Source organism: Bacteroides sp. BFG-637 (assembly GCF_024793605.1).
GTDB classification, from domain to species: domain Bacteria; phylum Bacteroidota; class Bacteroidia; order Bacteroidales; family Bacteroidaceae; genus Bacteroides; species Bacteroides vicugnae.
Genome location: NZ_JANUPD010000002.1, coordinates 2,625,447 through 2,638,387, shown reverse-complemented (window position 1 = coordinate 2,638,387; position 12,941 = coordinate 2,625,447). Strand labels below are relative to the sequence as shown.

8 protein-coding genes, 1 tRNA gene and 1 pseudogene are annotated in these 12,941 nt (G+C 43.1%); 4 read left to right on the top strand and 6 right to left on the bottom strand.

The window, feature by feature from the left end; all coding sequences use genetic code 11:
- Window positions 1-27: 27 nt before the first annotated feature.
- The 3 genes from NXX38_RS10280 (at window position 28) to NXX38_RS10270 (ending at window position 3,926) form a co-directional block, all read left to right on the top strand.
- Window positions 28-978, top strand: a complete 951-nt coding sequence (locus NXX38_RS10280; RefSeq protein WP_195649266.1) for an endonuclease/exonuclease/phosphatase family protein — start codon at window positions 28-30, stop codon at window positions 976-978.
- A gap of 80 nt (window positions 979-1,058) precedes the next feature.
- The gene (locus tag NXX38_RS10275) at window positions 1,059-2,192 is read left to right on the top strand and encodes a glycoside hydrolase family 76 protein (RefSeq protein ID WP_229128602.1); all 1,134 of its coding nucleotides are present in this window, start codon (window positions 1,059-1,061) and stop codon (window positions 2,190-2,192) included.
- Between the two features lie 573 nt (window positions 2,193-2,765).
- A complete protein-coding gene (locus NXX38_RS10270) occupies window positions 2,766-3,926 on the top strand; it encodes a glycoside hydrolase family 130 protein (protein WP_195649315.1) in 1,161 nt (386 codons plus the stop codon).
- Window positions 3,927-4,254: 328 nt separating this feature from the next.
- Here the strand turns inward: NXX38_RS10270 and NXX38_RS10265 are convergent, their stop codons facing one another.
- The 4 genes from NXX38_RS10265 to NXX38_RS10250 all read right to left on the bottom strand — a co-directional run bounded on the left by NXX38_RS10265 (window position 4,255) and on the right by NXX38_RS10250 (window position 8,864).
- Window positions 4,255-6,525 carry a GH92 family glycosyl hydrolase gene (locus NXX38_RS10265; RefSeq protein WP_258979409.1) on the bottom strand — a complete coding sequence of 757 codons (2,271 nt, stop codon included), beginning with the start codon at window positions 6,523-6,525 and terminating at the stop codon, window positions 4,255-4,257.
- Window positions 6,526-6,829: 304 nt separating this feature from the next.
- Window positions 6,830-7,501, bottom strand: a complete 672-nt coding sequence (locus tag NXX38_RS10260) for an RluA family pseudouridine synthase (RefSeq protein ID WP_195649268.1) — start codon at window positions 7,499-7,501, stop codon at window positions 6,830-6,832.
- A gap of 9 nt (window positions 7,502-7,510) precedes the next feature.
- Window positions 7,511-8,257, bottom strand: coding sequence for a 3-oxoacyl-[acyl-carrier-protein] reductase (gene fabG, locus NXX38_RS10255; protein WP_010536417.1), 747 nt, complete (start codon window positions 8,255-8,257; stop codon window positions 7,511-7,513).
- A 16-nt stretch (window positions 8,258-8,273) separates the two neighbouring features.
- Window positions 8,274-8,864 (bottom strand): TetR/AcrR family transcriptional regulator, encoded by a 591-nt coding sequence (locus NXX38_RS10250; protein ID WP_007763961.1) that lies wholly within the window; start codon window positions 8,862-8,864, stop codon window positions 8,274-8,276.
- Between the two features lie 237 nt (window positions 8,865-9,101).
- Between NXX38_RS10250 and NXX38_RS10245 the strand changes: the two genes are divergently transcribed.
- Window positions 9,102-9,174: transfer RNA gene (locus NXX38_RS10245), tRNA-Met, on the top strand.
- Window positions 9,175-9,434: 260 nt separating this feature from the next.
- On the opposite strand, the gene NXX38_RS10240 is transcribed toward NXX38_RS10245, so the two are convergent.
- Window positions 9,435-10,232, bottom strand: a complete 798-nt coding sequence (locus NXX38_RS10240; protein ID WP_258979408.1) for a sialate O-acetylesterase — start codon at window positions 10,230-10,232, stop codon at window positions 9,435-9,437.
- A 17-nt stretch (window positions 10,233-10,249) separates the two neighbouring features.
- Window positions 10,250-12,926 (bottom strand): annotated as a pseudogene (locus NXX38_RS10235) (glycoside hydrolase family 2 TIM barrel-domain containing protein).
- Between the last annotated feature and the right edge of the window lie 15 nt (window positions 12,927-12,941).

Below are 12,941 nucleotides of genomic sequence, written 5' to 3'. Positions count from 1 at the left end.
ATTATCTACCAAACAAACTATAAAAACATGAAACTGAAAAGTCTTTTACTAATTTCCCTTGTTGCGATCGTATTCTGCAATTGCCAGAGTAACTATCAGCCTACCACCTTTACTGTTGCCTCTTATAACCTAAGAAATGCCAACGGCAGCGATTCACTTCGCGGAAACGGTTGGGGACAACGTTATCCGGTCATTGCCAAGATGGTGCAATACCACGATTTCGATATTTTCGGCACACAGGAATGTTTCCTTCATCAGCTGAAAGACATGAAGGAAGCACTTTCCGGTTATGACTATATCGGTGTGGGCCGTGACGACGGTAAAGATCAAGGTGAACATTCTGCAATCTTCTATCGTACCGACAAGTTCGATCTTGTAGAGAAAGGCGACTTCTGGCTGTCGGAGACTCCCGATGTGCCGAGCAAAGGCTGGGATGCCGTGCTACCGCGTATCTGCAGTTGGGGACACTTCAAATGCAAAGATACCGGTTTCGAATTCCTGTTCTTCAACCTGCACATGGACCATATCGGGAAGAAAGCCCGTGTGGAAAGTGCGTTCCTTGTACAGGAGAAGATGAAGGAACTGGGCAAAGGCAAGAATCTTCCGGCTATCCTGACCGGTGACTTCAATGTCGATCAGACTCATCAGTCATACGATGCTTTTGTAAGCAAAGGCGTGCTGTGCGATTCCTACGAAAAGTGCGATTTCCGTTATGCTATCAACGGAACCTTCAATGACTTCGACCCGAACAGCTTTACAGAAAGCCGTATCGACCATGTATTCGTATCTCCGTCTTTCCATGTGAAAAGATACGGCGTACTGACAGATACTTACCGGAGCATCGTAGGAAACGGAGACAAAAAAAATGCAACCGACTGTCCGGAAGAAATCGACATCAAAGCATATCAAGCCCGCACTCCTTCCGATCACTTTCCTGTAAAGGTAGAGTTAGAGTTTGACGAACGTCGGCAGAAATAATTTTATTAGTTAAAAATAACCTGAAAAGTTTCACCACACAACCTGATATTCCTATGAGAAATATATACACCCTAGCCTGTATGTTATTTTTCCTTACGTCCGCAACGGGAAAGACACCGGAAAACAATCGCTATCTTTCCATTGCCGACTCGATTCTGCACAATGTATTGAATCTTTATCAGACGAAGGACGGATTACTGACAGAGACTTATCCTGTCAATCCCGACCAGAAAATCACTTATCTGGCTGGAGGAATGCAACAGAACGGAACGCTGAAAGCCTCTTTTCTATGGCCTTACTCCGGGATGATGTCAGGTTGTGTGGCGTTGTACAAAGCTACCGGTAACAAGAAGTACAAGAAATTACTCGAAAAGAGAATCTTGCCGGGGATGGAACAGTATTGGGATAACAGCCGCCAACCAGCCTGTTATCAGTCATATCCGGCCAAATATGGTCAGCACGGACGTTATTATGACGACAACATCTGGATTGCATTGGATTATTGCGACTATTACCAGCTCACCCACATCCCAACTTATCTGGAAAAAGCCATCGCATTGTATCAATACATTTACAGCGGCTGGACTGACGAACTGGGTGGAGGTATTTTCTGGTGCGAACAGCAAAAGGAAGCAAAACACACTTGTTCGAATGCCCCGTCAACTGTGCTCGGTGTCAAGTTATACCGATTGACAAAAGATGCCAAGTATCTGGAAAAAGCAAAGGCTACCTATGCCTGGACCAGGGAACATCTTTGTGACCCCGACGACCATCTTTATTGGGATAACGTCAACCTGAAAGGAAAAGTGTCCAAAGAGAAGTATGCCTACAACAGTGGGCAGATGATTCAGGCAGGCGTGTTGCTCTATGAGGAAACAGGAGACGAACAATATCTGCGTGATGCCGGACAAACAGCTGCAGGAACAGACGCTTTTTTCCGTACGCAAGCCGACAAGAAAGATCCGGTAATCAAAGTACACAAAGATATGGCTTGGTTTAATGTGATTCTGTTCAGGGGATTGAAAGCTCTGTACAAGATTGACAACAATCCGGTTTATGTAGATGCCATGGTGAACAACGTTCTTCATGCTTGGGAAAACTACAGGGATGAGAACGGACTATTGGGAAGAGACTGGTCGGGACATAAGGAGGAACCGTATAAATGGTTGCTCGACAATGCCTGCCTCATTGAGTTTTTTGCCGAAATAAATTAACTTCATCCATTATTATTACCATGAATATAACTAAAATAGTTGGTTTATCCATCCTCCTCTCCGGCAGTGCCGGTATGCAAGCGATGGAGTAGCCGATTGCTCATATCAGGAATTATTGTATTCCTGCTTACGGAATAACTGTTTCTAACATTGACACTTACGGTTCCAAGATAGTTTCAAGGCAGAAGAACTTTAGTTTCAAGCCTTTGAAACCATAGTTTCAAGCCTTTGAAACCATAGTTTCAAGCAACAGAAACTAAAGTTTCCTACTGATGAAACTAAAGTTTCAAGCAATGAAACCTTCTCTCACCTGTAATAGTATGATAATGAGCGAATACAACTCCGAATAGAGAAACAAGTACCCTCATAGCAGAAAAACAATAAAATCCCAGCTTTCGACAAAGTGACAGCACACCATGCCGTCACCTTGCCATCACACCATGCTGTCACACCGTAATATTTTCAGGATCAATAATTTATATCCAATCAGGTGACAGATGACAGCATTTTATTCATTTTTCAATTTATATGTAGAGAGTTATATGACTCCTGAAAATAAACAACCCATATAATATAGACAATATGAAATCAACTTTTTTATTCTTACTTGCTACGACAGTGATGACTTGTGCTGCCAACGGCCAGTCTTCCAATCATAAAGAGAACCAGTTACCCGATTGGGCTTTCGGTGGTTTCGAACGTCCGAAGAGCGTAAATCCGGTAATATCCCCCATCGAAAACACCCAATTTTATTGTCCGCTCACAAAAGACTCCATTGCATGGGAATCGAATGATACATTCAATCCGGCAGCTACAATCTACAATGGAGAGATTGTCGTGTTATACCGTGCAGAGGATAAATCAGGGGTCGGCATCGGACGCCGTACTTCACGCCTCGGTTATGCAACCTCTACTGATGGCACACATTTCCAACGGGAAAAGACTCCTGTATTCTATCCGGATGACGATTCACAAAAAGAATTGGAATGGCCCGGCGGCTGTGAAGATCCACGGATTGCTGTAACCGATGACGGACTTTATGTAATGATGTACACCCAATGGAACCGCCATGTGCCTCGTCTGGCAGTAGCGACCTCCCGCAATCTAAAAGATTGGACAAAGCATGGGCCTGCTTTTGCCACGGCATACAACGGAAAGTTCTTTAATCTGGGCTGTAAATCCGGCTCTATCCTGACGGAGGTTGTCAAAGGCAAACAGGTTATCAAGAAAATCAACGGAAAATACTTTATGTACTGGGGCGAAGAACACGTATTTGCGGCTACTTCTGATGATTTAATCCATTGGACTCCGATTGTCAACATTGACGGCTCCCTGAAGAAGCTGTTTTCTCCCCGTGACGGCTACTTTGACAGCCATCTCACCGAATGTGGACCACCGGCCATCTACACTCCGAAAGGAATCGTCCTTCTTTACAATGGTAAGAATCATTCAGGAAGAGGTGACAAACGTTATACTGCCAATGTTTATGCTGCCGGACAAGCGCTCTTCGACGCCAAAGATCCTACCCGCTTTATCACCCGTCTCGACGAACCGTTCTTCCGCCCGATGGACAGCTTCGAAAAGAGTGGACAATATGTGGACGGAACCGTATTTATCGAAGGAATGGTCTATTTCAAAAACAAATGGTATTTGTATTATGGCTGTGCCGACTCCAAAGTAGGAGTAGCCGTTTATGATCCGAAACGGCCGGCAAAAGCTGATCCGCTGCCATAATTAAGTATATGCACACAAGTAGTTTATATAATCATTCAGACACGGATTACATCCTCCTTTAAAAGAAAGAAAGTAATCACGACTAACTTATTTCTTAAAACTACATCCTCTCAAACGGCTGAAAACGGTAAGTTCCTGTAAGGATTTACTTTTCAGCCGTTTTTAGTGTATAAAATAAAGCTTTCCGAAGCTGAACTAAATGTTACAACCGGAAAGCTTTACAATACCTATTGAAAACTGAATTAATACTCGGGAACTAACTTTATTCTTTCATTGCCGAAGACTTTTCCCTCCTTTCAATAAGGACTTATCTTTTATAAGCTGTCTTTCATCTATTTATCTTATTCAAAACAACCGGTCTGTTTGCCGGAGCCTTACCAAAATTCTTATTCGGCTTTTTCCCCATTACAAACTTCAATGTGCTGCCATTTATTATATCCTGATAAGTGATATAACTCTTATCATAAGGCTTGCCATTCAAATACACTTTCTGGATATAGATATTTTCTTTGCTGTTATTTGGTGCTTCTACAGTAAAAGTATTACCACCACGTACCTTCATTTCTACTTTCTTAAAACAGGGGCTACCGAAAACAAATACACCATCCGACGGGTTCACCTGATAGAGTCCCATGGATGAAAGCAGATACCAAGCTGACATTTGTCCACAATCTTCATTGCCGATAATACCATCCGGTTGGTCTGTATAAAAATCACTCATGATGAAACGGACCTTTTCCGCCGTTTTCCATTGTTCACCGGCATACGCATAAAGGTAAGCAACATGGTGGCTCGGTTCATTTCCGTGCGCATATTGTCCGATCAATCCGGTTATATCGCTCGATGCTCCTTCGCCCATACTGTCGGTGTTGGTAAAGAAACTATCAAGCTTCGTCGCAAAGGGTTTGTCACCGCCAAACAAGGCAATCAGTCCATACGGATCTTGTGGAGCAAAGAAAGTATATTGCCATCCGTTTCCTTCACAGAAATCTCCGACAGTATGAATGGAACGTGCCGGATCGTAAGGAGTGCGCCAAGAGCCGTCTTCCAATTTCGGGCGGATAAAATGGATGGAAGAATCAAAATAGTTCTTATAATAATGAGCACGTTTCGAGAAAGTTTCAGCATCTTCGGCCTTTCCCATCTTATATGCCATAGCAGCAATTCCCCAATCGTCCACCGCATATTCCATTGCTATCGAAGTCGCCTCATGGATTTTGTCGGCAGGAATATATCCTTTTTCTACCACATAGGGTACTCCCTTTTGTTTCTCGTAAGTAGCCGTAGCTTTCATAGCCTGCCATGCTTCTTCCGCATCGAAACCGGTAAATCCTTTCAGATACGCATCGGCAATCACCGGCACGGAGCTATAGCCCGGCATCTGATTGGTTTCGCCGCTCATCAAAGGCCAGATGGGGAGTTTATCCTGCTGACGATAGATGGAAATCATCGAATTGACTACATGGTCCACCATTTCAGGTTGGGTGATAGTCATCAGAGGATTCAATGCACGGTAGGTATCCCACAAAGAAAGAGTTGTATAGTTGGCTTTCTTCGGATCCGTGTAAATCATGTCGTTCATTCCCCTATATTCTCCATTCACATCACAAAAAAGTGTAGGGGCAATCATGGTATGATAGTGTGCGGTATAGAACACACGTCTGGAAGCCTCATCGTCGGTTTCTACTGTCATCTTCTCCAGTTGCTTGTTCCATCGGGCGGCACTCATATCCACTACTTTGTCAAAATCCCAGTGGGTAAGTTCGGCTTGCAGATTCATCGCCGCATTGTCACAGCTGACAGAAGAAAGAGCGACTTTTATCTTCACTTCTTTCACGTTACCAAAAGTGAGGACACTCTTCACTGATGCCACTTTCAGTTGCCCCCAAGGTTTCGGGGTATTATCGTCATAGGCAGTAAACTGCTCTATCTTCTTATCACTTTTCAACACAAAATAAACTTTGCGGGAAGGACTCCAGCCTCTCACATAACGATACCCCTCTACTGTATAATCATCTACTTTACGGATATAACTGTCGTAAGCATTCGAGCCATTCCCTTCACGTAAGTCGATCAATATGGAAGCAGGTTTTCCTTCAGGATAAGTATAACGATGGAAGCCTACACGATCTGTAGCTGTCAGCTCAGCTTTGATATTGTAACGGTCGAGAAGCAAAGAGTAATATTCGGGACGGGCAATTTCATTCGTATGGGAATATCCGGAAGCATAGCCATCTCGTATATCATCCTGATTGCCTCTAGGCGTACGGATTTCATTCAATGGCATGATGAGAATATCACATAAGTCAGTACAGCCCGTACCGCTCAAATGGGTATGTGAAAAACCGATTAAGATGCTATCGGAATAATGATAACCCGAACACCAGTCCCAACCTTTATGGATGTTAGTAGGGCCCAGCTGCACCATTCCATACGGAACACTCGTCCCAACAAAAACGTGTCCATGATAACCGGATCCGATATACGGATCGACGTACTGCAATAATCCTTCACTTTTTGAATAGTCCCGTTGCGCAACTCCATTTCCCGCTGCAAACAAGAAGCAGGAAGTCAATGCAAGTAGTTTAAATGCTTTCATTCGTATTCTTCTTTGGTATGATTGATAATAACAATTAGCGAATGATGCAAATATACTACCTATTCAGGAATTTACTAAATGTCGCTGGAGTTTACTAGAAAAATGGCAGGCAAGTTTACTCTTTTGGCAAGAGTTCCAATCACAGACTTACCCGAATTTCCACAAAAAAAGCTGTATACCAAGCACTCTTGCTAAACAATCGTATATTATTAGGTACAGATTCCATGTTTTTTAGAATAATGAATTGTAAAGCAACAGCGCCAATCCGTGAAATCCGTGCTTAAATTTATTATAGAAATCCGTGTTAATCTATGATGAATCCTTTCCATAAATTCCCTTCGGGAAGGGGAGCTTCAAGCTCTATCAGCTCTTTGGAAACAGGATGTATGAATCGCACTCTCCGGGCGTGCAGACAAATGCTCCCATCCGGATTGGAGCGTGGAGAACCATATTTCAAATCTCCTTTGATAGGACATCCCATTTTGGCCAACTGACAACGAATCTGATGATGACGTCCGGTCTTCAAATCAACTTCGAGCAAATAGTAATTCTCCGAACGACCGATCAACCGGTAATGCAAAATCGCTTTCTTACTGTTCGGAACTTCCTTATCATATGCATAACTTTTATTTTGCTTTTCATTACGCACAAGAAAATGTATCAGTTCGCCTTCCGGTTCTTCCGGTTCATTTTTCACAACCGCCCAATAAGTCTTTTTCACCTCACTGGTGCGAAACATTTCGTTGAGTCGTGTAAGCGCTTTACTCGTTTTGGCAAAAATAACAAGACCGCTTACGGGGCGGTCCAACCGGTGTGTCACACCGAGGAAAACATTTCCGGGTTTCTGATACTTCTCTTTCAGATACTGTTTCACAGTCTCCGAAAGCGGCGTATCGCCCGTCTTGTCTGCCTGGACAATCTCGGAAGCGGTCTTATTGACTACAATGATATGGTTGTCTTCGTATACAACAGTCATTCTGTTCGATTACATATTCATACCACCATCTACCTGAATCACCTGGCCCGATACATAAGATGACATATCAGAAGCAAGGAAGGTAGCGATGTTTGCCACATCTTCAGGAGTACCACCACGACGCAAAGGTATTTTCTTTGCCCATTCAGCTCTTACTTCATCAGAAAGAGCAGCTGTCATGTCTGTCAGGATGAATCCCGGAGCGATAGCGTTGGCACGGATGCCGCGAGAACCCAACTCCTGTGCGATAGACTTAGCCAATGCAATCATACCTGCTTTGGAAGCAGCATAGTTAGCCTGTCCTGCATTTCCGTGAACACCTACAACAGATGCCATATTGATAATGCTACCGGCTTTCTGACGCATCATGACAGGTGTACAAGCATGAATGAAGTTAAACGCCGACTTCAGGTTCACGTTGATCACCATATCCCATTGCTGTTCGCTCATGCGCATCATCAAACCGTCACGAGTGATACCGGCATTGTTTACCAATATATCGATCCGTCCAAAGTCCTTGTGGATTTCTTCTACGACCTTTGCAGTATCTTCAAAGTTAGCAGCGTTAGATGCATAGCCTTTGGCTTTCACGCCCATTGCTTCAAGTTCTTTAGCTGTATTTTCTGCATTTTCGTCAATGACAAGGTCAGTAAATGCGATGTTTGCACCTTCGGCGGCAAACTTAAGAGCGATAGCCTTACCAATACCGCGAGCAGCACCGGTTACAATGGCTGTTTTTCCGTCTAATAATCCCATACTAAAAGTTATTTAATTAAATTTCTGTTCTATGCAGTGCGCCAAACACGATGTTGGACACATATTTATTTCTTGTATCTTCATCCAGATGCGCGCCTATATGACCACGGATATAAGGAACTTCAATTCCTTTCACACAATAATGAATCAAGTCGGCAGTCATCTCCACATCGTCAATATGAAAAACTCCTTTTGCCTGTCCTTCCAGGAGAACGGCTTTAAAAAGCTGGACTTCCTTTGCATCAAACTTCTTGCGGACTTTCTCTACCCGCCATATATCACGGAAGAAATAAGCACGCAGTGTTCCGTTTCGATAGACTACCTCTTTTACCGCGTCCAACCGGGTATATATCATCTCCAGCAATTTCTCGTCCGGTGAGATGTTTTTCTCGGCTACCCGCTTCATCATATCCGACAGAATATCCAATTCCGACTCCACAACAGCCAAATAAATTTCGTCCTTGCTCTTGAAATAAGTATAGAGTGTTCGTCTACCTTTTTTAGAAGCAAGAGCGATATCGTTCATAGTTGTGTTTTCTACTCCCATCTTCGCAAAAAGCTGACGGGCTACATCTACTAATTTGGCTTTTGTCTTGGATACGGTCATAGGTTACAAATTGCACATTGCTGAATATTTTGAGCAAAAGTAATTCTTTTCTTTAGACCATACAAGAAAATAGAGAGAATATTAACATTTGTATATTAATAGGTGCTAAGAAAAAGTTTCATCATTATTTCGCTCATTCTCAACCTAATAAGAAAAAAGTGAAGATTTATTCGAAAAATATTCAGCAATATATTTGTTTGTTTCAAAAAAAGCCGTACCTTTGCACCCGTTAAACATCGCGGAGTGGAGCAGTTGGTAGCTCGTTGGGCTCATAACCCAAAGGTCATTCGTTCGAGTCGGATCTCCGCAACTAAAGAAAAGAAGAATCGTAAAATGCGGTTCTTCTTTTTTTATGACGACTCTTCTCTACAGACTTTATTCACAACCTCATTTCAGTTATCAACAAGGATATTAACAAAGTTATTAACAGGTTAATTTGTTTATAACAAGATAATTAACTACATATAGTCATTTTCTATCAACAAGGCAGTATTTAGTTATTCACCATACAAAAGCCGGCTGATTCCTCATGAATCAGCCGGCTTTTGTATTCTTTCGAAAAAGGGTATTCTATGGATGCTTATAGAACTTCAGTACCTTTTTTGCATAACGTTTCCCTAATAACAATTGTGCTTCCGTATTAAAATGAGGGTCCTTCTCATCTTTATACCATCCCAATCCTTTCGATGATACCCAATCGGAATGGGGAATAAAAGAAGAAACTTTTTTAATCATCTGATTAAAGGGGACTGTACCTGCTTCTCTTTTCGTCCAGTTCCATTGAGAAATCTGTCCTACAACAATCGGCAGTTCCGGCAGATTCAAATCTTCCCGCAGGTCTTTCACCAAAGAAATCAGTTTTTGTTTATACGCTTCCGGATTGGAGCAGTCGGCTTCTCCCTGATGCCAAAGGATTGCTTTTAAAGCACCTCCCTGTTTCATCGCAATCCGAATCCGGGAGAGTGCTTCTTCATAATATCCGTCTTTACTTCCTTTTAACCAAGAGTTGATAGAAGAACCACCACGTGCATTTACTACCAGTCCGATAGGGCGTTTCGTTTTCCGCGTCAATTCTTTGGCAAAACCATAAGCTGGTCCCAAGCGTTGCATAGACAAATCTTTCCGGACTGTTGAATAACGATTGAGGGGATTTACTGCCGGTTCAAAATTCCCCTTATCATTCAACAGATACACATTTTGAAGGGTATCCATGACTTCCGGAGTTAATGTTGCACGCCCCGCCATGTTGGATTGTCCGATGCATACATACAAATCTAAAGAGGACGGAACACTCTCCTTTACATTCCCGGCAAAAGCAAACAAGGATTGCAGGAGGAGAAAAGACAGTAAATAAATAGACCTAAGCATATTGATAGCATTTATAATTAATAGTTTCTATAAATACGGATAGCATTCAGAATTGGTTCTCCCTCCTTTTTATGGAAATCGACACTCAATCCTTTTCCATCCTTTACTGTTATCACAAACTTCTTGATAACAGCACGGGCATATCCGTAATCGCGGGCTACGTTAAAATCATCAGAAACGGTTGTTCCATTGATTGAAATTCCGAAGCTGCGGTTTCCGGCAAATGTCTGTTCCGAGTCAGCTCCCAAGTTATAAACCAATGCTTCCCGCTCTTTGTCCGACTCCAGTTCTGCCCAGTACAAATATACGGAATATTCTCCATCCGGTACATCAGCTTTAAAAGATTTTATTCCGACACGTTGGGTCTGGAAAACCGGATTCATGTCTGTTCCGTGAATATCAATATCCGAGCCAAGCATACTGCCGAACCCTGTTTTGCGGCGATAAGAAGTTCCGCCAACAAATCCCCAGCTACCGGGCTTATACTCCTGTTCGGGAATCCATGCTACATTTGCCGAACGGTCTTCAAAATATCTTGGAGAACCTAACATTACATTGATTTCCGTGAATGGCACAGCTTCATCTTTCAATTGTGAACCTACCAACTGGAACTGAATCCGGAGCATATCACGCAATTTATGACCACTAGCCACAGCAACAGCTTCCAGCAGATTCTCTCCACCAACGAACGGCACGTCGAACAAAGCATAATTATCTTCTACCTTTTTTCTTTCCCAGACTCTTGTTGTTCACAAACAGCTCAACTTCTTCCGCATTAGAGAATACAGGGACAGACTGAATACACTCTTTCTGTGCAGTATTCACCACTCCTCCACGGCTTTTCCACTCCCGATTACCTATAACAAGTATCGGACGACGTGACAAAGCTGTCTTATAGAACCAATAGGCATCTTTCTTCTCCCTGTCTAATCCGACAACTCCTTTATTGTTTACATGAGGAACAGCATCTACACGGGATTCGGAATAAAAATCATTCAGATTCCACAGACTGGAACCGGCTATAAACGGACGTTTCATCATTTCACGGAGATAATGTTTATGATATACCAGACCGTATTCCTGTGAGAAGTCGAAACGTTCCGACTGGTAGGAATGAAGTCTCGGATCTACTCCCGGTCCATATTCCGTAACCATCAGTACTTTTCCTTTGTATACCTTATGGGCACGATCGAGCAAACGCTGAAACTCATTGATATCCGGTTCATACCAGCCTTGATACAGGTTCCATCCCTGAATCATCGGTATCTCGGTCAGATGGGCGTCTTCGTAATATTGAGGCATATTATGATAAGCCATCATGGTATATCTTGAAGGATCTTCTTCTCGGATGGTCGCCTCCAAGGCACGGGCTACTTTTTCAGTAAAGCGGTAATAATTTTCCAATTGCTTGCCTTCGGTATAAGGGCGACGCAGGAAAATCTCATTCATATAACCCCAAATCATAACAGAAGGGCGATTGAAGTCCTGACGCACCATTTCTTTAGCCATCTCAACGGAGTTCTGCAGAAACTCTTCGGTTTCCGTAACAGCATTGACAACGGGGATTTCAACCGAAGTCACAATACCCAGTTTATCGCACATTTCCATGATTACAGGATCTTGGGGATAATGTGACACACGCAGGAAGTTCCCTCCCATCTCTTTCAACAGCAATACATCCTGTACATGCAACTCGTCGCGCAAGGCATTTCCTTTCTGAAAATAATCCTGATGCCGGGCAGTTCCGATCAGTTTACGTCCTTTGCCATTCAGGAAAAAGCCTTTTTCCGAATCAAACTTGAACCAGCGCAAACCTAACGGATTCACCACTTCATCCAGTAAAGCGCCCTTTTTCTTATCAAGAATACGCGTATATACCATATACCGATAGGGATCGTCTATATCCCACAAACGGGGAGAATCAATTTTTATCTTTTTAGAGATGTCCGTCTTTGTTTCGCCGGATGCCAGCTTTACTTCCGCATGAGTCTTTTTCACTTCCCTGCCATCCGCATCGCAGATTATATTTTCCACCCTGATTTCAGCAGGTTGGAGTGTATTATTCGTCAGTAACGTAGTGATTTCTACCGAGGCTGCGGAGTTGTTCACTTCGGGTGTACGGATATAAACTCCTGACGAAGCATAATCATTCGTTGCAATGTGCACCGGATTCATAAACTGCAGATAGACATCCCGGTAGATACCGCCAAAGAAAGTAAAATCGGCAGACAGAGGCGGGATATTCGGGTTATAGACATTGTTCACATAAATGGCAAACAGGTTTTCCTGTCCATAACGCAAATGGGAAGTAATGTCAAAACAGAAACGGGTATACCCTCCTTTGTGCTCTCCCACGAACTGACCGTTCAGATAGCATTGCACTTCCTGATTGGCTCCTTCAAAATAGATCACTGCCTGACGTCCTTCCTGGCTTTTGTCTACAAATAATTGTTTCCGATACCAAGCCGGCCCCCGATAAAATCCCGGAGTTTCGTCGTCGGCATCTTTATCATTCCATGTATGAGGAATATTGACCGTCTCCCAAGAAGAGTCGTCACAGCCGGCCAGCTGCGCTTCAAACGGAGATCCTTTTGTAAATTTCCATCCGTCGTTGATTGTGTATACCACGCGTTGTTGCGCCTGCGCCCATCCCACAATAAGCAATAAAATAAAGATATAGAAAAACTTCTTCATAATCGATATATGCAT